Below are 22,432 nucleotides of genomic sequence, written 5' to 3'. Positions count from 1 at the left end.
ATTGGCGCGAACACTTGCAACCTGGAGGCGGTCGCGGGAGCCGTCTGGCCGGTATCCAATCCGGTTATACTCGGCTAGGCCGCCTTTTCCGCCGCGAACTTCTTCACCACGCGCTCCAGCAGCGGCACGTAATCGCGAAAGGCGCGCGTCTTCATGTCGGCGACCTTGCCGCCCTCGTCCCACATGCGCACCCGCACCGCTTCGTCGTGGAAGGGATTGCTGCGAAACTCGGCCACTTCCTCCGCGCTCATCGGCCCGCCCTGCAGCGACAGCGTATGCACCGAGGCCGGCGACAGCTTGCCGAAATAGGTCGGATCGGTGGCGCACAGATAGCGCTTGGCCGAGACGTGCAGCCTGACGCACTCGACGATGACCGGCGGAAAGAAGGGCGCAAGCACCTCGCCGCCCGCCTCGTCATGGTGCTTGTCCTCGACGTCGTCGGGCGAATAGGTGCCGAACTCGCTGGTATAGTGGCCGATATCGTGCAGCAGCGCCGCCGCGACAAGCTCCTCCGGCGCGCCGTCCTGCTCGGCCAGCCACGCGCCCTGCAGCATATGTTCCGACATGGTGACGGGCTCGCCGAGATAGGACTCGGCCCCGCGGCGCTCGAAGATATCGGCGATGAATTCGACGACGTTGCCCGTGTTCAATTCGTTCGGGTTCATTCCGCCGCCTCCTTGAAACCATGTTCGAGCGCGGCAAGCGTCGAAAGCAGGCCGTCCTTGTCGGCGTAGCAGCCCTGCAGCCAGCGCTTGCCGCCGCCGGAAAAGGCCTTGCGCGCATGCATGACACGCGTGTTGTCGACGATGAAGGACTGCCCCGCCTCGAGCTTGAACTTCACCTCGAAGGCCGGATCCTCGATCAGTTCGGCGAACCGGCGGTAGGCCGCATAATACTTGTCCATCTCGGCGAACGGCACATCCACGACCGGCGCCAGCGAGCGGTTGTTGAAGCGGATGCAGATGAGCTCGCCATCAGGTCCAAGCTCGATCATCGGCCGCTTGGACTGGAGCCGCACGCCCGACGAGCCGGCATATGCGAAGCGCGCCGGATAGGCAGAGAGCAGCCGGAAGCCGTCGGGGTTTTCCGCCTGAAGCGCCGCCGCCACCGCGAACCCGTCGACGACGCTGGATTCGCCGCCTTCGACTGTGTTCTCGATGCAGGCCAGGATCTGCAGCGTCGGCACCGGATCGCGGTAGGGATTGTCGGTATGCGCCTGCAGGCCGAGATTGGTGTAGGCGAGATTGTTCGGATTGACCTCGGCGCGCACCTCGAACCAGCGCCCGTAATTGGTCTCCCTGATATAGCCGAACAGATCGGCCACCTTGCACAGCGAACCGGATTCGGCAGGCAGGCCGTCCATGACGGCAAAGCCGTAGCTGCGGACAGCGGCCAGCCATCGCAGCAGCACATTGCCGTCCCGGCTGGCGTCGGCATAGGCCGCACGCGGCACGGAATTCTGCATCGAGGCTTTCGTCCAGCGCTGTATGTCGCCTCCCGTCCAGCCGGGCTCGCGAGCCTCCTGGCGATCATAGGCATGGCTGCGCAGCCAGCCGGCGGGAAAGCCGACGCTCTTGCCTTCGGGAGCGAACGTGACTTCGAGCAACTCGCCCTCGATCGAGGCTGAGCCGATCCGCGTCTCGGCCGGAATGTCGAGAATGGTGATCAGCCGTTGGCCGTTGCCGGTGCTGCGCGTCTTGTCGTCCAGCGCATTGTCGCGCAGCCACATGGCGTGGAAGCGGCTCACCGTTCCGTCTTTCCAGCCAAGCTCGATCGTTCGTCCGTCGTCGCCCAGCGTTACCGACGTCAACATATCCTGAAAGCTCCCATCCTCTTAACGCCACCGCAGGTACGGATTGCATGGTGGCTTCACCGACGGCATAATTCAAATTATCGTTTTGTGGGTAATGGCATTAAATTTGTGATGGCTGGAAGATCTTTCGACACGATGCCTCCGCTCGACTGGCTGCGCAGTTTCGAGGCCGCCGCCCGCCTGTCGAATTTCACCGCCGCGGCCGCCGAGCTCGGGCTCACCCAGGCCGCGGTCAGCCAGCACATCCGTTTCCTGGAAGAGCGGCTGAGGACGCGATTGTTCGCGCGCTTGGCGCGCGGCGTGGCTCTGTCGCCGGAAGGCGCGGCCTACCTCCCCCACATCCAGTCGGCATTCGCGACCATTGGCAACAGCACGAACGAGCTGTTCGAGCCGCGCGCAGTGCAGACTGTCGGTATCCGCGTCCCCATTTCCTTCGCACTGCTGGTGCTGGTCCCGGCTCTTCCAGACCTGGCAAAGGCGCTGCCGCGCGTCAGGCTCGATCTGGTGACCATCCATCGGCCGACCGACTACGACCAGCCGGGCTCGGCGCTCGACATACGCTTCGGCAACGGGTCCTTTCCCGGTCGAGAGGCCGACCGGCTGACCGTCGAGCGGCTTGTTCCGGTCGCGGCTCCAACGCTCGCCCATGGTGGCGATTGGACATCGCTGCCGCTGCTCCTGGTGGCAGGCGCGCGCGAAATGTGGGCGGAATGGTTTGCCGCCGCGGGGCTTGCCGGCCATTCCCGGCGCTCGCATCGCTTCGACAGTTTCGTCGCCGCCTTGGAAGCGGCCAAGACCGGCGCCGGAGCGCTGCTCGGCTCCCGGCCGCTGGTCGACGCTGCGCTCAGGGACAATGCTCTCGTCAGGCTTTCGGATTTCGAGCTTTCGAGCCCGTCGGGTCATTTCCTGACAAGGCCGTCATCGTCGCGACTGTCCGGCGCCGAGCAGGATTTTCGCCGCTGGCTTCTGTCGCGCATCGCCAGGATTTCGGGATAGCGCGTCGGCCGCTATCCCTATCCGTTTCCAGTAGATAAGGGTGCCGGTCAGCCCGCCATGCGGCTTGAGCGCGAAATCGGGGATCTCACCGGTCAGCGTGAAACCCAGTTTCTCATAAAGCCCGGCCGCGCCCTCTTCGCTCGCCGTGTCCAGCACCAGCAGCGTACGACCTTTCTCGACGGCCAATTTCTCCACTGCTCGCATCAGGCCGGTCGCGACGCCTTTGCCGCGATGGTCGCGGCCGGTCATCAGCTTCGCGATCTCGGCGCGGTGCGGTTGATTGGGCGGGAAGTCGAGCAGCAGCGTGACTGTGCCGGCAAGCGCCCCGCCCTGCCATGCACCGAGCACCGCCCGTTCGCCGCGCGCGGCCGCGGCAAGCGACTTGCGCCAGAAATCCCGCGCTGCCGCCAGCGACAATGGATGCATGAAGCTCACCGATCCGCCGGCGGCGACCGTCTCGATCAAAAGATCGGACAGGTGGGCCGCGGTTGCCGCGTCGTGGATCAACGCCCGGATTTCAAGGGAGTTCATGCTGGTGCTCTCCAGAGGTCTCGGAAACGAGGTCATTCGAAATGGCTGGGCCGCTTGCGTCGTCGCGCCCGCCTGATTTCGGCGATACGGTCGGCATCGTCCTCGTTGAGATGGCGCCCGCGCTCCAGGATCTCGAGTGTATATTCCTCATAGGTCAGCCCGAGCCGCTCGGCCCGTTCCAGGCGTATCAGCATGACGGCGTGGCTTGGCGCCTTCCAGGCCTTGTCGTGAGCGGCGCGCCAAGCGAGGAAGATGTAAGCGTCGCCCTTGCCCCAGGGCGGGCCGTCATAGTCGTCGAGCGGCGGCCCGCCATTATGCGAGCGCTTTGGCCGGCGAGACATCGCAATCAGTCCCTGACCAGCGCCACGAGATACTCCGCCGCATCCGGTCCGGGAGCATGAAAGACACAATCCGAGGGCGCCCCCAGCGCCAGGCAATCGCCGGGGTCGAGCCTGTGCACCAAATCGCCCTCGGTGAAGTCCAGCCTCCCGTCGATCAGCCATATCTGCTGCTTGATGAAGGCGTAGGATGCGGCTGGAAGGCTGACCTTGGCGCCCGCCGGCAGGCTGACCCTGATCAGTTCGAGCGGCATCCGCGATGCCGGCGACAGATGACGTCTGATGTAACCGGTTGCCGGATCCTGCCAGACCGGCTGGTCGTCCTTGCGTGAAACGCCGCCGCCCTGCATCTCGGCTCGTGCGATCAACGTCGACAGCGTCATGCCGAAGGCCGCCGCGATACGCACCAGGAGCGCCGCGGTCGGACTGGTCGTACCGCGTTCGATGGCGCTCAGCATCGCCTTCGAAACGTCCGAGCGCTCGGCCAATTCGGCCAGCGACCAGCTCCTCACCGTTCTCTCGGAGCGTATCCGTCTGCCGATCGTGGCACTAATGTCGTTCGATATATCATCCATTCGTCCAATATATCGGAATTCCTCACACTGGGAAGAGGCTGTTCGATCGAATTGTGGCGGTTGGCTTAACGCTGCCTACACCATTCGACCTCACCTGACTTTAACCCCGATTGGATAGGGTTGCCGCTCCAGGGGAATGGGACCAGGGCATTATGTTTGTTGAACGCGAAGCCTCCGTCGGGGAGCCAACCTCGCAGGAACGCCGCAACATCCAGCAGAACGACAAGCGCATTCTGGGCAATGTCGTGCAATGCGACGGCGCGCGCGCCACCATCAGCGCCCATGCGGACGACACCGAAGGCGCGGTCACCGGCCTTTGGACCGTCGGCAAGATGATCTCCATCAATCTCGGTTCGACAAGAACGGTCGGCCTTGTCTATGCCATCGGCAAATCGGACCTTGCCTGGAACCACGGAGGGCAGAACCCGATCGAGGTCAGCGTCGAACTGGTCGGCGAGGTACGCGACGGCGCCGAACCCGGCGCCAAGCCGGTCTTCGACCGCGGCATCACCACCTATCCGCATATCGGCGCCATTGCCCACAGCATCCGCAGCCGCGACCTGCAGGCGGTCTACGATCTGGCCGGGCGCCATTCGGTGACCATCGGCACGTTGTCGCAGGATGAAGCGATCGATGCCAACATCGCCATCGACGACACGCTGGCGCGCCATTTCGCCATCGTCGGCACCACCGGCGTCGGCAAATCGACGGCGGTGTCGCTGCTGTTGCGCAAAACGATCGAGGCGCGCCCGGACCTGCGTGTGCTCATCCTCGACCCGCATAACGAGTTCGCCGCCTCGCTGCCGGAATATTGCGTCAAGGTCGATTCCAAGACGCTCGACCTGCCGTTCTGGATGTTCAGGCTGGAGGAGTTCGCCGAAGTACTGTTTCGCGGCCGCGAGACGGTGCCCGAGGAAGTGGATGTCCTGCGCGACCTGATCCCGGCCGCCAAGAACCTCTACCGCAACCCGAGTTCCGGCACCTATGTCAGGCGCGGCAGCGACGCGCTGACGGCGGACACGCCGGTGCCTTACCGCATGGCCGATCTCATCAAGCAGATCGACGAGCGCATGGGCATGCTCGAAAGCAAGAACGACCGACCGACCTTGAAGTCGCTGAAAACGCGCATCGAATCGGCGGCGGCCGATCCGCGCTACCGCTTCATGTTCAATTCGCGCCTGATCGAGGACACCATCCACGAAACGATCGGCAACATTTTCCGCGTTCCCAGCCATGGCCGCCCGGTCACTTGCTTCGAGATGGCGGGCATGCCTTCGGAAGTCGTCAATTCGGTCTGCTCGGTGCTGGCGCGCCTGGCCTTCGACCTGGCCTTGTGGAGCGAGGGCCGGCTGAGGCTGCTCCTGCTTTGCGAGGAAGCCCACCGCTATATGCCCGCCGACCCGCGTCTCGGCTTCGCGCCGACCCGCCACGCGCTGTCGCGTATCGCCAAGGAGGGCCGCAAATATGGCTGCTATCTCGGCGTCGTCACCCAGCGCCCGGGCGAGCTCGACCCGACCATCCTGTCGCAATGCTCGACCTTTTTCGCCATGCGCCTCGCCAACGAGCAGGACCAGGCGATCATCCGCTCGGCGATCGCCGACTCCTCGGCCTCGACGCTGGCTTTCCTGTCCTCGATGGGGCAGCGCGAAGCCATCGCTTTCGGCGAAGGCGTGGCGACGACCATGCGGCTGAAATTCGAGAAGCTGCCGCAACAGTTCATCCCCGGCACCGCGAAAGGCGAGCAGGTCGAGCCCTCCGTGGATGGCAGCGACGTCGATCTGGCCATGATCGTCGAGCGGCTTCGCAACGTGCCGAAGCCGCAGCAGTCCATGGCTTTCGCCGAGACCGTGGACTCGACCCGCCAGGCCGGCGACCCGGACTACAAGAAGCCGGCCACCGGCGCTTCCCGCGTCCAGCCCGACGACGACTTCGACACACGCTACGGCCTGAAGCCCTCGACCTTCGGCATGCGCCAGCTCAACGACTGAGTTTCCGCTCTGCCTGAAGCCCCGCTTGAATGGGTAAATCTCGTCCGGAAATTCGTCAGGCTGAGTCGGCTGGAGCCGTTTTCGAGAACCGGAGCGGAGCGGACATTTGGGTCCGTGAGCACCGGAAGCGCAGAAAGCGCCTCCAGACGGCCAGCCTCACGAATTTAGTGGTGGAATCTTAGGCGCAGACGCGGTTGCGGCCCTGCTTCTTCGCCTCATAGAGCTGGCGGTCGGCGCGGCGGTAGAAATCCTCCGCGCTCTCCTTGTGGTCCCAGACGGCAAGGCCGACGCTGGTGGTGACCTTCAGCCGCACATTGCCCGACATGATCGACATGTTGGCGATCGCCTTGCGGATGCGTTCGGCGAACCTGGCGAGCAATTCGACATCCATGTTGGGAGTGACGACGGCAAACTCCTCACCGCCCAGCCGCGCCACCACATCGTGATAACGCGTCATGCCCCTCAGACACGCGGCGACGGCCCTCAACACCTCGTCGCCGACGTCATGGCCATGCGTGTCGTTGACCTGTTTGAAATGATCGAGATCGAGGATCATCAGTCCGACCGGCCTGTCGATGCGGCGAAACTCGTGGAGATATTCGCGCAGTGCATCGTCGAAATAGCGGCGGTTCTGCATTCCGGTTAGACCGTCGGTGAGCGCCGCCTGCTCGAACGTCTGCGAACGGGCGCTGAGCGAAACCGTCATGGCCCTGAGCTTGCCCTCTTCCCGCACCTGGCCACGGATCAGCGGGTAGATGAAGAAGGTGCCGAAGAACAGCGCGGTCGCCAGCAGCGCCCCGGTGACGAACAGCAATTTGTTGAGATAGACAATTTTGTCGACGCGCGATGCGGCGTCGAGGTCGGCGGCGATGTCCTGCAATTGACCATAGGCATGGAAGGTCACCAGGCCCGCGGCCAGGATCACGAAAATAAAGACGAAAAATGCGGATTCCGCCTTATGGAAACGCATCTACTCCCCGCGGCACTGCAACCCTTGAGGTTATGGCATGGCGGACCTTACGGACGGTTAACCCGGACAACCTTGGCGAGAATTAGAGCCAGGGATTTTAAGGTGCTGATTGAAAAAGCTTTTCGTCAGTCCGGGAGCGCCGGTTCGTCGCCCGGCCGCAGCCTGCGCCACTCCGCGCTCAACTGGTGCCTGAACCAGGTCGACTGGCGCTTGGCATACTGCCGGGTCGCGATCTTGGCGCGTTCGATCGCTTCGGGAAAACCCGACTGTCCGGCCATTGCCGCTTGCAGCTCGCGCACGCCGATCGCTTTCATCGCCGGCAGGTCCGCGTCGAGGCCGAGCGCGATGATTTGGCGCACTTCGTCGAGCGCGCCCTTGTCGAGCATCTGGTCGAAACGCGCCTCGATGCGCCGCACCAGTTGCTGCCGGTCCGGCTCGATGACCAGGAAACGCGCGCTGTCGCGATCGATCAGCGGCCGGCCGCGCGCCGCCTGCCATTCCAGGATCGAGCGCCCCGAAGCGTCGAGCACCTCGAGTGCCCGCACGATACGCTGGCCGTCGGTCGGCCTGAGCTGCATGGCGACGGTCGAATCCTCACGCATCAGCAGGCGATGCAGCCTTTCGGCCCCTTGTTCCTTGAGCTCGTAGCGCCAGCGCTCGCGGACGGACGCCGGAATGTCCGGCATGTCCGAGATGCCTTCGGCCAGCGCGCGGAAATAGAGCCCGGTGCCGCCGACGAAAACGACCGGCCGGCCCGACAGCGCGCCGTCTTCTATCAGCTTCGTGACGTCGCGCAGCCAGGCGCCGGTGGAATAGGCCGTGGAGGGATGGACATGGCCGTAGAGGAAATGCGGTGCGCGTGCCATTTCGGCGGCGCTCGGCCGCGCCGTCAGGACATCGAGCACCGAATAGCCCTGCATGGAATCGGTGTTGACGATGACGCCGCCGTCGCGTTCGGCGAGATCGAGCGCCAGCGCCGACTTGCCGCTGGCTGTCGGCCCGGCTATCAGGATCGCGTTCTTGACGCGGCCTTCGCCCGCCTGCCTGCCGGAATGTTCGATGCCGCTGATCGCCACTTTAGTGTCCCGTCCAGAAGCCCGCGCCGTGCCGGCCTCGCTTGCGAATATGGCCTTGCGGGCCGCCGGCGCAAGCGCCGTTGATTGGCTGGCCGAGGACATTGCCTGCGATCTTGTTTTGCCGCGGACGCCCGATATCGGCGAAATGACCGCCAATCTGCGTGCCGCATTGGCTTCCGAGCCGGTCGACGTCATCGTCCAGCCCGCCGAAGGCAGGCGCAAGAAGATCCTGCTTGCCGATATGGACTCGACGATGATCGACCAGGAATGCATCGACGAGCTTGCCGACGAAATCGGCGTCAAGGATCATGTGGCGGCGATCACCGCGCGCTCGATGAATGGCGAGATCGCGTTTGAGCCCGCCTTGCGCGAACGCGTCGCCTTGCTGAAAGGCCTCGACACAGCCGTGGTCGACCGTATCATCGCCAACCGCCTGACGCTCGCCTCCGGCGGCCGCGCGTTGGTGCAAACGATGCGCGCCAACGGGGCCTGGACGGCGCTGGTCTCCGGCGGCTTCGACGTCTTCACCAGCCGCATCGCCGCCATGCTGGGCTTCCAGGAAAACCGCGCCAACCGGCTGATCGAGAAAGACGGCACATTCACCGGCATGGTGGCTGAGCCGATCCTCGGCCGCGCCGCCAAGGCCGAAGCGCTGCTCGACATCGCGGCGCGGCTTGGACTAGCGACCGACGATGCCATCGCGGTCGGCGACGGCGCCAACGACCTCGATATGATCCGCCTTGCCGGCACCGGCGTCGCGCTCCACGCCAAGCCGGCGGTGGCGGAGCAGGCCCGGATCCGCATCGATCATGGCGATCTGACGGCGCTGCTCTATCTCCAGGGCTACCGCCGGGATGAATTCGTCTTGTGAGGTCTCCAATGACGCCGATACGCACCGAGCGTCTCATCCTGCGCAATTGGGAAGAGCGCGACCGCGCGCTTTTCCATCGCATCAACTCCGACGAGCGCGTGATGGAATTCTTCCCGTTCCGCCGCGACCGTGCCGCGGCGGATGCCAAGATGGACCAGGTCCGCGGCTGGATCGATGAGGATGGCTACGGCTTCGCCGCGGCCGAAATCGCCGCGACCGGCGAATGCATCGGCTTTGTCGGTTTGTCCGGAACGGAAGACATCGACGTGCTGGCGCCCGGCACGATCGAGATCGGCTGGCGGCTGGCACCCGAATTCTGGGGCAAGGGCTATGTCACCGAGGCGTCCGAAGCCTGGCTCGCCTATGGTTTCGAAACGCTTGGCGTCGGCGAAATCGTGTCGTTCGCGGTTGCTGGCAATCATCGCTCCATCGCCGTCATGAAGCGGCTCGGCATGCGAGCCGACCCCGCTGCCGATTTCGACCATCCCGCCGTTCCCGACAGCCATCCGCATCTCAAGCGGCATGTCATGTACAGGCTGTCGCGCGAGGACTGGCAGACACGAAAAAGGGCGGCTCGCTAGCCGCCCTCTTCGTTGAAGTCCAGTTAGTTGGGCGCCTTTCCCGACTCAATCCATCCGGATCGTCACGAAGCGCAATTCCCCGGTCTTCGAGGCCAGCATCAAGAGCGCGTTCTTGCGGCCCTGCTCCTTCAGCGCGCCGATCCGGTCCATCACGTCCTTCGGCGTGCCGACCGATTCCTGCGCGATCTCGGTGATCACCTCGCCAGGCTGGATGCCGCGCTCGGCTGCCGCCGAATCCTTGGCGACATCAGTGATGACCACGCCGGACACGTCCGCCGCGATGCCGAACTTCTGCCGCGTCTGGTCGTTGAGCTCGCCGACCGTCATGCCGAGCACCGAAGCCGTCGATACCGGAGGCGTCGCCTTGTCGCCCTTGCCCTGGTCGGTGTTGCCGTTCTCGCCGCTTGCCAGCTTCTCGCCGTCCTCGAGCCGTCCGAGCGTCACCTTGACGGTCTGCTCGACGCCCTTGCGCACGATGATGACGTCGACCGCCTTGCCGACCGGGCTTTCGGCCACGACACGCGGCAGGTCGCGCATTTCATGGATGTCCTTGCCGTCGAACTTGATGATGACGTCGCCGGCCTGCACCGAACCGTTGTCGACCGGCCCGCCCTTGATGACGCCGGCCACCAGCGCGCCCTTTGCGGTCGCCATGCCAAGGCTTTCGGCGATGTCCGCCGTCACCGGCTGGATGCGCACGCCAAGCCAGCCGCGCCGCGTCTCGCCATACTGGCGAAGCTGGTCGACGACGCCGGCCGCAAGCTGCGAGGGGATGGAAAAACCGATGCCGATCGAGCCGCCCGACGGCGAGATGATCGCCGTGTTGATGCCGATGACTTCGCCCTCGGCATTGAACAGCGGGCCGCCGGAATTGCCGCGGTTGATGGCGGCGTCGGTCTGGATGAAGTCGTCATAGGGGCCGGAATTGATGTCGCGGTTGCGCGCCGAGACGATGCCGACCGTCACCGTGCCGCCCAGGCCGAACGGATTGCCGATCGCCATCACCCAGTCGCCGACGCGCATCTTGGTGGAATCGCCGAATTTCACCGCCGTCAGCTTGTGGCCCTTGGGGTCGACCTTCAGCACCGCGACATCGGTCTTGGTGTCGGTGCCGACGAGCGTCGCCTTCAGCGTGATGCCGTCGGAGAAATTGACCTCGATATCGTCGGCATCGGCGATGACGTGGTTGTTGGTCACCACGATACCCTGCTCGGCGTCGACGACGAAGCCGGAGCCGAGCGACTGCACTTTTTGCGCGGCACCGCCCTTGTCGCCGCCACGGTTCTTGAAGAAATCGTCGAAGAAGTCCTGGAACGGCGAGCCCTCTGGCAGCTGCGGCATCGGCACCGCGCCCGGCCCTTCCGTGCCTTTCACCGTCTGCGAGGTCGAGATGTTGACCACCGCGCCAAGCAGGCGCTCGGCCAGATCGGCGACCGAAGGCGGTCCGTCGGAGGCGATCGTCGGCGTGACGAAGGACGGAACGGCAACAATGCCGACTGCGAATGCCGTGGCGCCGGCGAAGAAGGTGCGCCGCGCCGCGCGCAACAGGGTGTCGGATATCATCGTGGCCTCCCGGTGTTTCAGAAAAAGAACGGCGCATCCGCAAAGGCGCCTGTCCGATTCATGTTGGCAAGAAATAAGGCACGTTTGCGGCTATAGCTATCGGCGGAAGATAAATCGTCAATCGCTTCGGCACCAAGGAATTTCATCAACCGCGGACCAGCCAGACGATGCCTACACCGATGGCGATCGCCGCCAGCCCGCCGATCCGCAGCGCATTTTCCGGCACCGACAGCACTTCAGTAGCGAGTTTCCGGGCCAAAGCCGGAAACCCTCCATAGACCAGCCCTTCGATCACGAGGACCAGGCCGATTGCCGCCAGAAAATCCTGCACCGCCCGCTACTGGGCGGTGCCGGGTTGCGTTGCAGGTGGTGTCGCAGGCGCGACAGGTGCCGGCCCGGGCTTGCTGTCCGGATCGCGGAAGTAGCGGAAGAACTCGGATTGGGGCGAGAGCACCATCGTCGTTCCGGTGTTGTCCAACGCCGTGCCGTAGGCGTTCATCGAGCGATAGAAGTCGAAGAAGGCCGGATCGCGCTTATAGGCGTCGGCGAAGGTCGCGCTGCGCTGCGCCTCGCCCTCGCCGCGCAGGATTTCCGATTCCTTCTGCGCCTCGGCGATGATCTCGACGACCTCGCGGTCGGCTCGCGCCTTGATGCGCTGCGCCGCCTCGTTGCCGCGAGCCCTCAGGCGCTCGGCTTCCGCCAGGCGCTCGGCCTTCATGCGGTCATAGGTCTGCTGCGAGACCTCCGCCGTCAGATCGGTCCGGCGGATGCGCACGTCCTCGATGTCGAGGCCGAGCGAGGTCGCGTCGGGGCGAAGCTGATCGCGCACCTCGCGCATCATATTGCCGCGCTCTTCCGAAAGAGCGGCTTCGAAGTCGCGCAGGCCGTAGACACGGCGCAGCGCCGCGTCGAGACGCGTCCTCAGGCGGGCTTCGGCCAGTTCAACCTGACCGGATACCGCCGCGCGGAAGGTGCGCGGATCCGAGATGCGGTAGGCGATGAAGGCATCGACCTCGTAGAACTTGCCGCCCGAGACCTGGACGCGGATGTTGTCGAGGTCGAAGCGCATCACCCGCTTCTCGACCATTTGCACGCTGTCGGCATCGAAGAAGGCGAACGGCGCCTTGAAGTAGATGCCGGGCTCGCTCTTGACGTCGATGATCTCGCCGAACCTGAGCACGATGGCCTGCTGGCCGGCATTGACCACGAACACCGACGAATAGAGCAAAAACAAAAGGACGGCAGCGATGACCGCGATGATGGGAAGACGGTTGGCCATCACTGGTTACCTCCCGTCGTGACGCCGCCCATAGGGGCCGGCGCCGGCTGTGCTTTCGGCTGCAATGCCGGCAGCGGCAGGTAAGGCAGCACGCCCTGACCGTTGCCCTGCTCGACGACGACCTTGTTCGAGTCCTTCAGGATCTTCTCCATGGTTTCGAGATAAAGGCGCTTGCGCGTGACGTCGGGCGCCTTGGCGTACTCGTTGTAGACGGAGATGAAGCGCTGCGCCTCGCCTTCCGCCTCCTGAACGACGCGGTTCTTGTAGGCCGCCGCATCCTCGCGGACCTGAGCCGCTTCGCCGCGCGCCTGCCCTAGCTTCTGGTTGGAATACTGGTTGGCCTGCTCGACGAACTTGTCCTCGTCCTGCTCGGCGCGCTGCACCTCATCGAACGCATCGGCCACCTCGCGAGGTGGTGCCGCGTCCTCGATCGAGACTGCGTTGACCTGGAGACCGGTCTTGTAGCCGTCGAGCGTGCCCTGGATGATCTCGCGCACCCCGGTTGCGATACCCTGGCGGTCGTCGCGGAAAATGTCCTGCGCCGGGCGCCGGCCGACGACTTCGCGCATGGCGCTCTCGGCGACCTGCGCCAGCATGCCGTCGGGATCGGAGACGTCGAACAGATAGGCTTTGGGATCGGAGACCTGGTAGGCGACCGAGAACTGGACGTTGACGATGTTCTGGTCGCCGGAGAGCATCAGCCCGGAGCCGCTGCTCGAGCCGCCGCCGACGCTGACCAACTGCTCGGAGATCTTGGCGGTTTCGACCGTTTCGATCGGCCACCAGTGGAAATGCAGGCCTGGTTGCGAAAGCTCGGCTTTCGGCTGGCCAAAACGCAGTTCGACCGCAACTTCGTCGGGCTGCACGGTGTAGATCGCCTTGAACGCCCACAGCACGATGAGGGCCAGCGCGATCAGCCCGAGCACGGCCGGGCTGGTGCCGCCGCCGCCCGGAAGCGCGCGCCGCAGCCTGTCCTGGCCGCGGCGGATGATATCCTCAAGATCGGGAGGCGAACCCTGCGGGCCGCTTGGCCCTTTCGGTCCCTGCCCCCAGGGCCCTTGATTGCCGCCGCCGCCCCATGGGCCGCCGCCACCGCTCTTGTCGTTCCAGGGCATGAATGTCCTTTCGCTCCGGTTCCCTCAGGCCTTGCGGCGCAATCCTAACGCATGACCCGGAAAACCCATATCGGTTTTCGAAAAGGAATCATGCGCCAAAATCAAAGTATTACGGCGGCCTCTTGCGCGTCCGGTTGGACGTTGTACCGCTGCACACCGTTCTTCTATAGGGACGCCTTGACCCGCTTTCAACGCGATGTGCCACCGTCTCATGCGATTTGGATCGGTAGCGACCCTTTGTCGTCGTCAACGATCGTCGCGCCGGCGCTCGTAAACCGTATAACGCGTGGCGTGGCTGTCCTTCTCGCCGGCGGGAAAATCCTCGGCGCTGACGGCTTGCCAGACATTTGGGTCGATCGGTGGGAAATGCGCGTCGCCATCGACGCTGGCCAGCACGTGCGTCACATGCAGCCGGTCGGCGAGCGGCAAGGCCTGGGCGTAGATCTCGCCGCCACCGACCACGCAGATCTCCTCCGCTCCCGCCATGCAGCGGCCGCGCACCCTGGCCAGCGCGATCGCGTCATCCAGCGAGTGGGCCACCTCGATGCCCTCGGCCCGCCAGGTTTTATCGCGCGTCACCACGATGTTGAGACGGCCGGGCAGCGGCCGGCCGATGCCTTCATAGGTCTTGCGGCCCATGATGATCGGCTTGCCCATCGTGTCGGCCTTGAACCGCTTGAGATCGGTGGAGAGCCGCCACGGCAGGCCGCCTTCGCGTCCGATCACGCCGTTTTCGGCGATGGCGACATAGATCGCGATGTCCATCAGCCGCCATTCCCGCCGTTGTCCGACGGCTCCAGCAGCAGGATGTCGATGTCGTGCTCGGGATAGAAATCCTTCGCGGTGATCTCGAACGTCGTCGGTCCGACCTTTTTGACATTGTCGCCGCAGAAGGAGACGAGGTTTTTGGGGCTGCCCTTGTCGATCGTCAACTTGAAATTGCCGATATTGCCGGAGGCCCAGTTACCCCCCGTGGTCAGGATGTAGGCGATCCGGCTCTCGTAATATTTCGGATAGCCGTCGGGATTCTCCTTGGCCGCCTTGCGGACCGCATTCTCGAATGCGCCGTCCATGCAATAGCGGGTCTTGTAGGCCGCATACTGGCCCTGGAACTGGCCCTCGGAGAAGAAACTGACCGAGGAAGTGCCGCCGACGCTGGGCTTATAGCGATGCGAAACATGGACTTCCTTGTTGGCCGGGAAGGTCGAGCGCCACCAATAGGTCGAGCGCAATTGCCAGAACGGCGCATAGGCGGTTTTCATGCCCGAGCCGTCATCGGCGGTATCCTCGATGATAATGCCGCGGTTTTCCCAATCCTCGGCGACATCCTTGGGCAGTTTCGCCAGCGCCGCCTTGGCGGCGGCGCCGAACGGATAGAGCGGTACGTTCTGCGCCTTGAGGTCCGTGGTGATGTCGATGCCCAGCGCAAACGCCCTTTGCTCGAGCTGAGGCTTCGCGTCGACGCCGTCGATCGTCACCTCGAAGCCGAGGAAATTGTCGCTCTGCGCTTCCGGGATCGCCGGCATCTCGTTCGGATCGCCCTCGATGTCAGGCATCGGGAACGCGACGATGGAGCTGACATCCTTGTCGGTGTTGTTGCGGAACACATAGTCGACCGTCACCTTCTCCGGCGAGATGAAAAGATCCTCGCTTTGCATGGCGACGGCATCGCTGCGCGACAGGATCAGGCCGCCGGTGCCGAGCTCGGCGACGGAATCATTGGCGCAGGCCGGAGCGGCCATGATTGCCAGCGCTGCGGTCAGTACGGTGCGTAACATGGACCCCTCCTCGACGGCGATACCGGGCGTCTTTTCATCTACCGTTTCAGGGCGCCGTTTCAAAGCCCTTCGTCATCGGGCATCGGGACTTCTGGACACCGCGCCATCGATCGGGCAGGAGAGCGCCATGCGCAAGCTTCTCGTCATCGGCACCGGCGCCGGCAATCCCGACCACATGACTGTACAGGCCATCAACGGCCTGAACCGTGCCGACGTGCTGTTCATTCCCGACAAGGGAGCGAAGAAGAACGATCTTGCCGATTTGCGCCGGCAGATATGCGACCGCTTCGTCACCAATCCGAAATCGCGCCGTGTCGAGTTCGATGTGCCGGTTCGGGCCGAGCCGACGTCGTCTTACCGGGCAACCGTCGACGACTGGCACGAGGCGATCGCCGAGATCTATGAGGCCTTGATCCGCGACGAGCTTGCCGACGACGGTTGCGGCGCGTTCCTCATCTGGGGCGATCCGTCGCTCTATGACAGCGCGCTGCGTATCCTCGAACGCGTTCGCCTCAGAGGCAATGTCGGTTTCGGGCTCGAAGTCATCCCCGGCATCACCGCGATCCAGGCGCTGGCCGCCGCCCACGCGACCGCGCTCAACCGCATCGGCGATTCGATCCTGGTCACCACCGGCCGGCGGCTGACCGAGGAAGGCCTGGCCGCCAATGCCGGCTCGACCGTGGTCATGCTCGACGGCAAATGCGCCTTCAACACGCTGACGGACCAGGACGTCCTCATCCAGTGGGGCGCCTATCTCGGCACACCGGACGAGATCGTCATTTCCGGCCGGCTGGGCGATGTCAGCGCCGAAATCGAAAGGGTTCGCGAGGACGCCCGGCGGAAGAAGGGCTGGATCATGGACACCTACCTGCTGAGGAAGCCAGGGGATTAGGCAGTAGGCAGTAAGGAATAGGCAGTAAGATAATAGGGGCCTCGCTTTCGAGCATCCAGGACATCATACCCTACTGCCTACTGCCTACTGCCTACTGCCTACTGCCTACTGCCTACTGCCTACTGCCTACTGCCTACTGCCTACTGCCTACCGCCTCATCCCGCATCGATCTCCGCCTGCAAGGCCTGCATATGAATGGCGGCAGCCGATGAAGCCGCTCGCTCTATGGCGCGAAACCGGCTGACCACGGCCAGACCCACCGATGTCAATTGCGCCCCGCCGCCCTTTCGGCCGCCGGTCTGCGCCGCGACCAGCGGCTTGCCGAACACACGGTTCATATCTTCGACCAGATCCCAGGCATGCTTGTAGGACATCTCCATGCCGCGCGCCGCGGCCGAGATCGAGCCGAAGGCGGCAATCTGCTCCAGGAGTTCAATCTTGCCCGGGCCGATCCGGCCGTCGGGATCGAGATTTATCCGCAGGCTGAGCGACGGCATTTCATCTCCTCGGATTTCACGGCACGACAATAGTCCCTGCGGGAAGATAGCGCTATTCCAAATATACATAGCGACATGATCGAGCTCCTCAAACGTCGGCTTCGGCCGGCAGGCCGGCGCCGGTGTTTGCGCGATCGAAGCTCACAGTCTTGATGACCGCGAAGACCTGGCTTCCCAGCTTGAGACCAAGCGCCTGCCGCGATTGTTCGGTGATCCGCGCGATCACAACCGCGCCGCGGCAATCGATGCCGATCTCGACCTCGGGCCCCTCGCCCGGCTTCATGCTGACGATTGTTCCCGGCAGGATGTTGAGCGCGCTGAGTCCGGCGGGTTTCTCGATGGCGACCATCACGTCGCGGGCGCGGACGCGAATGCGAACCGGAGCGCCGGCCGCCCGCGCCAGTTTCGGCACGCGGATCTCGCCGGCCTGCGAGGCAAGCACCGTCATACCAAAGGCCTCGTCGTGGCGCAGAACCTCGGTGTCGAGCAAGGCGCCCCCTTCGGCACGCTCTTCCGCCGGCAACAGATCCAGCCGCCGTATGATCGCCTCGGTCGGGCCCGACGCCGCGACCTTGCCCTGCGAAAGCACCACCACGTCGCTTGCCAGCCGCGCCACCTCAGCGACGGAATGGCTGACATAGCCGATCGGGATCTTCGTCTCGTCGCGCAACCGCTCGATATAGGGGAGGATCTCGGCCTTGCGCGCCTCGTCGAGCGAGGCGAGCGGTTCGTCCATCAGAAGCATTTTCGGGCTGGCAAGCAGCGCGCGGCCGATCGCGACCCGCTGCCTTTCGCCGCCCGACAGTTTCGCCGGCCGCCGGTCGAGCAGGTGACCGATGCCGAGCAGGTCGACCACCGCATCCATTTTGGCGTAGCGCTCGGAAGCCGGTGTGAACCAGCGGCCGTAGCGCAGATTGCCGGCGACGCTCATATGCGGGAACAGTCGCGCGTCCTGGAACACCATGCCGATTCGGCGCTTGTGCATCGGCACGAAGATGCGCGCGGCGGTGTCGACCAGCACCTTGCCGTCGACCGAGATACGGCCTTTGTCCGGACGGATCAGGCCCGCGATCAGATTGATCAGCGTCGACTTGCCCGAACCGGACGGCCCGAACAGCGCCGTCAGCCGGCCGGCGCTCTCGAAACGCGCCTCCACGGCGAAATCGCCGAGGCGATGCTGGATATCGACGGAGAGCGTCATTCGATGTCCATTCGCCGGCCGACCCGCCGCGCCAACACTTCCGAAGCGACCAGCGCGACCATCGAGATCACGATCGAGATCAGCGTCAGCCTGAGCGCGCCTTCATCGCCGCCCGGCACCTGCGTGAAGGTGTAGATCGCCGAGGGCAGCGTCTGCGTCTCGTTGGGGATGTTGGAGACGAAGGTGATGGTGGCGCCGAATTCGCCCATCGCCTTGGCGAAGGAAAGGATCGCGCCCGCGATCAGGCCGGGCAGGATCAGCGGCAGCGTGATGGTGGCGAAGACCCAGAGCGGATTGGCGCCGAGCGTGCCGGCGGCGGCCTCGATTCTGCGGTCGACCGCCTCGATCGACAGCCGGATGGCCCGCACCATAAGCGGAAAGCCCATCACACCGCAGGCCAGTGCCGCGCCCGTCCAGCGGAACGAGAAGACGATGCCGAAATGCTCGGCAAGGAAGGCGCCGGCCGGGCCACGCCGGCCGAAGGTGAGCAAGAGCAGATAGCCGGTCACCACCGGCGGCAGGATCAAGGGCAGATGCACCAGCCCGTTGAGCAGGGTCTTTCCCCAGAAACGCCCCCGCGCGAGCAGGAGCGCGAGCAGGATGCCGGGCGGCAGGCTGGCGAGCATCGCCACCGTCGCCACCTTGATCGACAGCCGGACCGCATTCCATTCGTCGGGAGTGAGGTCCAGCAGCCAGTTCATAGCTATGCTTGCGCGCTCTTTCTCAGTTGCTCGGCGCGAGCACCGTGAAACCCTGCTCCTTGAAGAGCTCGGCGGCCCTGGCCGATTCGACGCATTTCAGGAAGGCAGCCGTATCCTTGTCCTTCGAATCCGCGGTCTGGGCAATCGGGTAGATGATCGGCGGATGCGAATCTTCCGGGAAGGTGCCGACGACCTTGACGCCCTTTTCGGCATGCGCGTCGGTGGCATAGACGATGCCCAGCGCCGCCTCGCCCGTCGACACCAGCTTCAGTGCGGCGCGCACATTCTCGGCCTGCGCGACCTTGCCTTCGACCGACGACCAGACGCCCAGCGATTCCAGCGCCGCCTTGCCGTATTTGCCGGCGGGCACGGCCTTGAAATCGCCCATGGCAAGCTTGCCGTCGCCGATCAGCTTGGCGAGGTCGAAGCCCTTCTCGACTTTGGTCTCGACCGTGGAATCCTTCGGCGCCACCAGCACGATCTGGTTGCCGAGCAGCTTCACCTCGGTATCGGGCTTGGTCAGCTTTTTATCGGAGAGATACTTCATCCAGTCGAGGTCGGCCGAGACGAAAATGTCGGCCGGCGCGCCGCCTTCGATCTGCTTGGCCAGTGCCGAGCTCGCCGCGTAGGAAATGGTGGCGGCTTCGCCGACTTCCGGCTCGCAGGCCTTGTTGACCGCGTCGAGCGCGTCCTTGAGGCTCGCCGCGGCAAACACGATCACCTCGTCGTCGGCATGGGCAGCCGGCACTGCCGCCATCAGCATTGCCGCCAGACCGCCGATAGCTGCCGCCTTCAACCCAAAACCCTTGCCCGTCATGGAATCTCTCCCTGGTTTCAAAATCCGTACGGCCCAAAGCCTCGGATCGATATATCCGCATGAACATAACAAGGGAAGGCTTTTCGCCTGCCACGGCATTGTGCGCCGGCGTGGTCTCAGCCTACGATGAATGCGAAACGGAACGGCGAAGCTCAAAGGACAGACGCATGAAGATCAGCGCCCGCAACATCCTCAAGGGCAAGGTCACCGAGATCGTCAAGGGAGCCACCACCTCGCATGTCAGGATCGACATCGGCGGCGGCGTCATCGTCACCTCCTCGATCACCAACGAAGCGGTCGCCGACCTCGCGCTCGAGAAAGGCAAGCAGGCCTATGCGGTGATCAAGGCCTCGGACGTCATGGTCGGCATCGACTGAGCCGGCGAGGCTCACTCATACCGCGATCGGCGCCTTGATGTTGGCATCCGCAAAATAGTTCTCAAGGCGGAAATCCTCGAAGCGGAAGGCGAAAAGGTCTTTCACCTCCGGATTGATCCACATCGTCGGCAAGGCCTTTGGCGTGCGTCGCATCTGCTCGCGCGCCTGCTCGAAATGGTTCGAATAAAGATGCGCGTCGCCCAGCGTGTGGACGAAATCGCCGGGCTTCAGCCCGGTCACCTGCGCCACCATCATGGTGAGCAAGGCATAGGAAGCGATGTTGAACGGCACGCCGAGGAAAATATCGGCCGAGCGCTGGTAGAGCTGGCAGGAGAGCCTGCCTTCCGAAACGTAGAACTGGAACAGGCAGTGGCAGGGCGGCAGCGCCATCGCCTCGACTTCAGCCGGGTTCCAGGCCGAGACGATCAGCCGGCGCGAGCTAGGATTCTTGCGTATCTCCTTCAAAAGATTCGCGATCTGGTCGATCTCACCGCCATGCCCGTCCGGCCATGAGCGCCATTGCTTGCCGTAGACCGGTCCAAGATCGCCATTCTCGTCGGCCCATTCGTCCCAGATGGTGACGCCATGGTCGTTGAGATATTTGATGTTGGTGTCGCCGGCCAGGAACCACAAAAGCTCGTGGATGATCGACTTCAGATGCAGCTTCTTCGTGGTCGTGACCGGAAAGCCGCGCGAAAGATCGAAGCGCATCTGGTAGCCGAACACCGAGCGCGTGCCTGTCCCGGTGCGGTCGCCGCGGTCGGCGCCGTTCTCCAGCACATCCTTCAACAGGTCGAGATATTGGCGCATCGGCTCTGCCTCGATTCGGGTAACAGACAATCATACCCGACCGACAGCCGATCGAACACCGCAAAGCAGATTGCGGATATGGATCGCGCCAAAAAACCCACGGCACCGGCACGGTTTCGTGCCGGCCGCGGGGTGGCTGTGCCTTACAGAGATCCGAGTTTGCCGAGGTCCTTGGCAACCAGATAGTAGAAGGTCACGCGGCTCTTGGTGTTGTCGGCATGCATCGCCTTGCAGGTCTTCTCGATAGAGGCATTCGCCTTTGCGGCATCCGCGATGCCGAGCTTCTTGCCGATCCAGTTCTCCCGCACGCGGTCGAGCTCCTTCGGGTCGGTGCAGGACACCAGCGAGGAATCGCGGTTCCTGAGCGCAATGCCCAGATGCTTGACGATCTTATCGACCGCGTCGGCGCTGGCGCTGGCATCGTATTTCTTCACATCCGCAAGATAGTCGGCCATCAAACTTCCCCTCGTCGGCGCCACCGATCCGATCGGTGAGGGTTGTGGCGCGCTACGCAACCTGTGCGTTAGGTCGGAGACTCCTCACCGGCAGCGAGATTTGATTGAGTGGCCGCGCAAGTCAACCCTTGGCTGCGCAGTTTGGCATAATCGGATAAGTGCCGGTTTGGCCTTTCTTTTTCCGTTATCGATCCCTATATTCGTTTCGTCGGCTTGACCGACTATGGCGATAAACAGGCGATGAAATAAGCCGTTCGGACCCGGGGGCGGTACCCGGCGCCTCCACCAAAAACCGCTCTGGCTGACGGAGCGGCTTTTGCTGGGGGCGAAATAGGATCGACGAAGGTGTAAAGATCGTACTTTTGCCCGGCATTGTACCACCGTCATCGGGCTAAACTTATAGTTGCCAACGACAACTATGCGGAAGCTCGTCTCGCTGCTTAATGCGGCGCGAACGCTTCAAATCAAGCCCTAGCGGTTCGCACTTCTAGGCGGGGTTCGGAGGTACCTGGCAACAGAAACCTCCACCTTCCCCTCTTTTGCTTCTTTCCACCAACCGAACGGCCAAGGCTCGTCCGGCGCTCGATGCGCGGCGTACAGCCTTGCCGCCCATCCTCAATGGACAAGCGATGCAAAACGATTGCGGCCGATTCTTCGTGCTGACCGGCGGTCCAGGTTCTGGCAAGACCACCTTGATCGAAGCGCTGCGGGCCCAGGGCTTCGCGACGGCGCCCGAGGCCGGTCGCGGTATCATCCGCGACCAGATGGCCATCGGCGGCCCTGCCCTTCCCTGGCAGGATCGCGCGCTCTTTGCCGAACTGATGCTGTCGTGGGAGCTGCGCTCATGGCACGCCGCGCATGCCGAACCACCGGGCCCGATCTTCTTCGATCGCGGCGCGCCCGACTCGGTCGGCTATCTCAGGCTCTGCGGCCTGCCGGTGCCGGACCACCTCACGAGCGCTGCGAGGAAATTCCGCTACGCGCGCCGCGTCTTCGTCGCGCCGCCCTGGCCGGAGATCTTCACCCAGGACGAGGAGCGCAAGCAGACGCTCGACGAGGCCGAGCGCACATTCCGCTCGGTGACCGGCGTCTATGTGGAGCTCGGTTACGAACTGGTGCCGTTGCCTCTCGCTCCGGTCGAGGAACGATTGCGCTTCGTCATCGATCAGGTCGGACTGCCACGGACATGAAAAAGGCCGGGCATGCCC

Annotated in this window: 26 protein-coding genes and 1 other RNA gene; 8 read left to right on the top strand and 19 right to left on the bottom strand. The window is 63.9% G+C overall.

The window, feature by feature from the left end:
• Positions 1-74: 74 nt before the first annotated feature.
• On the bottom strand, positions 75-665 hold the full coding sequence (locus FJ957_RS05130; RefSeq protein ID WP_140829176.1) for an HD domain-containing protein: 591 nt from the start codon (positions 663-665) through the stop codon (positions 75-77).
• Entirely contained in the window at positions 662-1,813 is a 1,152-nt protein-coding gene (locus tag FJ957_RS05125) for a gamma-butyrobetaine dioxygenase (protein WP_140829174.1), read from the bottom strand. Before FJ957_RS05125 ends, FJ957_RS05130 begins: the two co-directional genes overlap by 4 nt.
• Positions 1,814-1,924: 111 nt before the next feature.
• Between FJ957_RS05125 and FJ957_RS05120 the strand changes: the two genes are divergently transcribed.
• Positions 1,925-2,809: a LysR family transcriptional regulator gene (locus tag FJ957_RS05120; protein ID WP_181180498.1), complete on the top strand. Its 885-nt coding sequence runs from the start codon at positions 1,925-1,927 to the stop codon at positions 2,807-2,809.
• Here the strand turns inward: FJ957_RS05120 and FJ957_RS05115 are convergent.
• From FJ957_RS05115 to FJ957_RS05105, 3 genes are read right to left on the bottom strand one after another with little or no spacing between them, the layout of a single operon-like run.
• Positions 2,732-3,340: a GNAT family N-acetyltransferase gene (locus tag FJ957_RS05115; RefSeq protein ID WP_140829172.1), complete on the bottom strand. Its 609-nt coding sequence runs from the start codon at positions 3,338-3,340 to the stop codon at positions 2,732-2,734. The genes FJ957_RS05120 and FJ957_RS05115 overlap by 78 nt on opposite strands.
• A gap of 32 nt (positions 3,341-3,372) precedes the next feature.
• Entirely contained in the window at positions 3,373-3,681 is a 309-nt protein-coding gene (locus FJ957_RS05110; RefSeq protein ID WP_140829170.1) for a hypothetical protein, read from the bottom strand.
• 5 nt (positions 3,682-3,686) lie between these two features.
• A complete protein-coding gene (locus FJ957_RS05105; RefSeq protein WP_140829169.1) occupies positions 3,687-4,253 on the bottom strand; it encodes an XRE family transcriptional regulator in 567 nt (188 codons plus the stop codon).
• 152 nt (positions 4,254-4,405) lie between these two features.
• On the opposite strand from FJ957_RS05105, the gene FJ957_RS05100 reads away from it, so the two are divergent.
• Positions 4,406-6,241, top strand: coding sequence for an ATP-binding protein (locus tag FJ957_RS05100; RefSeq protein ID WP_140829167.1), 1,836 nt, complete (start codon positions 4,406-4,408; stop codon positions 6,239-6,241).
• A 178-nt stretch (positions 6,242-6,419) separates the two neighbouring features.
• Here FJ957_RS05100 and FJ957_RS05095 read toward each other — a convergent pair whose 3' ends face one another.
• Both FJ957_RS05095 and miaA read right to left on the bottom strand, forming a co-directional pair.
• Positions 6,420-7,211, bottom strand: a complete 792-nt coding sequence (locus tag FJ957_RS05095) for a GGDEF domain-containing protein (protein WP_140829165.1) — start codon at positions 7,209-7,211, stop codon at positions 6,420-6,422.
• A 125-nt stretch (positions 7,212-7,336) separates the two neighbouring features.
• Entirely contained in the window at positions 7,337-8,281 is a 945-nt protein-coding gene (gene miaA, locus FJ957_RS05090) for a tRNA (adenosine(37)-N6)-dimethylallyltransferase MiaA (protein WP_140829566.1), read from the bottom strand.
• On the opposite strand from miaA, the gene serB reads away from it, so the two are divergent.
• Both serB and FJ957_RS05080 read left to right on the top strand, forming a co-directional pair.
• Entirely contained in the window at positions 8,271-9,158 is an 888-nt protein-coding gene (gene serB / locus FJ957_RS05085) for a phosphoserine phosphatase SerB (RefSeq protein WP_140829160.1), read from the top strand. The two genes, miaA and serB, sit on opposite strands and share 11 nt — an antisense overlap.
• Before the next feature lie 8 nt (positions 9,159-9,166).
• Positions 9,167-9,739: a GNAT family N-acetyltransferase gene (locus tag FJ957_RS05080; RefSeq protein WP_140829154.1), complete on the top strand. Its 573-nt coding sequence runs from the start codon at positions 9,167-9,169 to the stop codon at positions 9,737-9,739.
• Between the two features lie 45 nt (positions 9,740-9,784).
• Here the strand turns inward: FJ957_RS05080 and FJ957_RS05075 are convergent, their stop codons facing one another.
• The 6 genes from FJ957_RS05075 to FJ957_RS05050 all read right to left on the bottom strand — a co-directional run bounded on the left by FJ957_RS05075 (position 9,785) and on the right by FJ957_RS05050 (position 15,474).
• Positions 9,785-11,302 (bottom strand): DegQ family serine endoprotease, encoded by a 1,518-nt coding sequence (locus tag FJ957_RS05075; protein ID WP_140829148.1) that lies wholly within the window; start codon positions 11,300-11,302, stop codon positions 9,785-9,787.
• Between the two features lie 145 nt (positions 11,303-11,447).
• Complete coding sequence (locus tag FJ957_RS05070) at positions 11,448-11,633, bottom strand: DUF2065 domain-containing protein (protein ID WP_140829143.1); 186 nt, start codon at positions 11,631-11,633, stop codon at positions 11,448-11,450.
• Between the two features lie 6 nt (positions 11,634-11,639).
• Positions 11,640-12,581, bottom strand: coding sequence for a protease modulator HflC (locus FJ957_RS05065; RefSeq protein ID WP_140829139.1), 942 nt, complete (start codon positions 12,579-12,581; stop codon positions 11,640-11,642).
• Entirely contained in the window at positions 12,581-13,696 is a 1,116-nt protein-coding gene (hflK, locus tag FJ957_RS05060; protein ID WP_140829134.1) for an FtsH protease activity modulator HflK, read from the bottom strand. The genes FJ957_RS05065 and hflK overlap by 1 nt, the downstream gene beginning before the upstream one ends.
• A 246-nt stretch (positions 13,697-13,942) precedes the next feature.
• On the bottom strand, positions 13,943-14,461 hold the full coding sequence (locus FJ957_RS05055) for a dihydrofolate reductase (protein WP_140829131.1): 519 nt from the start codon (positions 14,459-14,461) through the stop codon (positions 13,943-13,945).
• A complete protein-coding gene (locus FJ957_RS05050; RefSeq protein WP_140829128.1) occupies positions 14,461-15,474 on the bottom strand; it encodes a DUF4424 domain-containing protein in 1,014 nt (337 codons plus the stop codon). Before FJ957_RS05050 ends, FJ957_RS05055 begins: the two co-directional genes overlap by 1 nt.
• A gap of 127 nt (positions 15,475-15,601) precedes the next feature.
• On the opposite strand from FJ957_RS05050, the gene cobF reads away from it, so the two are divergent.
• Positions 15,602-16,366 (top strand): precorrin-6A synthase (deacetylating), encoded by a 765-nt coding sequence (gene cobF / locus FJ957_RS05045; RefSeq protein ID WP_140829125.1) that lies wholly within the window; start codon positions 15,602-15,604, stop codon positions 16,364-16,366.
• A 155-nt stretch (positions 16,367-16,521) separates the two neighbouring features.
• Here the strand turns inward: cobF and FJ957_RS05040 are convergent, their stop codons facing one another.
• The 4 genes from FJ957_RS05040 to modA form a co-directional block, all read right to left on the bottom strand.
• Positions 16,522-16,863 (bottom strand): winged helix-turn-helix domain-containing protein, encoded by a 342-nt coding sequence (locus FJ957_RS05040; protein WP_140755223.1) that lies wholly within the window; start codon positions 16,861-16,863, stop codon positions 16,522-16,524.
• A gap of 88 nt (positions 16,864-16,951) precedes the next feature.
• Complete coding sequence (gene modC / locus FJ957_RS05035) at positions 16,952-18,064, bottom strand: molybdenum ABC transporter ATP-binding protein (RefSeq protein WP_140829124.1); 1,113 nt, start codon at positions 18,062-18,064, stop codon at positions 16,952-16,954.
• Complete coding sequence (gene modB, locus FJ957_RS05030) at positions 18,061-18,765, bottom strand: molybdate ABC transporter permease subunit (RefSeq protein WP_140829122.1); 705 nt, start codon at positions 18,763-18,765, stop codon at positions 18,061-18,063. Before modB ends, modC begins: the two co-directional genes overlap by 4 nt.
• Before the next feature lie 22 nt (positions 18,766-18,787).
• Positions 18,788-19,582 (bottom strand): molybdate ABC transporter substrate-binding protein, encoded by a 795-nt coding sequence (modA, locus tag FJ957_RS05025; RefSeq protein ID WP_140829120.1) that lies wholly within the window; start codon positions 19,580-19,582, stop codon positions 18,788-18,790.
• A gap of 167 nt (positions 19,583-19,749) precedes the next feature.
• On the opposite strand from modA, the gene FJ957_RS05020 reads away from it, so the two are divergent.
• Positions 19,750-19,959, top strand: coding sequence for a molybdopterin-binding protein (locus FJ957_RS05020; RefSeq protein ID WP_040995706.1), 210 nt, complete (start codon positions 19,750-19,752; stop codon positions 19,957-19,959).
• A 15-nt stretch (positions 19,960-19,974) separates the two neighbouring features.
• On the opposite strand, the gene FJ957_RS05015 is transcribed toward FJ957_RS05020, so the two are convergent.
• Complete coding sequence (locus FJ957_RS05015; RefSeq protein ID WP_140829118.1) at positions 19,975-20,769, bottom strand: thymidylate synthase; 795 nt, start codon at positions 20,767-20,769, stop codon at positions 19,975-19,977.
• Positions 20,770-20,912: 143 nt separating this feature from the next.
• Positions 20,913-21,224 (bottom strand): DUF2853 family protein, encoded by a 312-nt coding sequence (locus FJ957_RS05010; RefSeq protein ID WP_140829116.1) that lies wholly within the window; start codon positions 21,222-21,224, stop codon positions 20,913-20,915.
• A 168-nt stretch (positions 21,225-21,392) separates the two neighbouring features.
• Here FJ957_RS05010 and ssrA point away from each other — a divergent pair.
• Both ssrA and FJ957_RS05000 read left to right on the top strand, forming a co-directional pair.
• Positions 21,393-21,753, top strand: a transfer-messenger RNA (tmRNA) gene (ssrA, locus tag FJ957_RS05005).
• 100 nt (positions 21,754-21,853) lie between these two features.
• Positions 21,854-22,414 (top strand): AAA family ATPase, encoded by a 561-nt coding sequence (locus tag FJ957_RS05000; protein WP_140829115.1) that lies wholly within the window; start codon positions 21,854-21,856, stop codon positions 22,412-22,414.
• The last annotated feature ends 18 nt before the right edge of the window (positions 22,415-22,432 follow it).

This window comes from Mesorhizobium sp. B2-4-6, from assembly GCF_006442775.1.
Classification (GTDB): Bacteria; Pseudomonadota; Alphaproteobacteria; order Rhizobiales; family Rhizobiaceae; genus Mesorhizobium.
The sequence above is the reverse complement of the archived record's forward strand: the minus strand, read 5'-3'. Positions and strand labels throughout refer to the sequence as shown.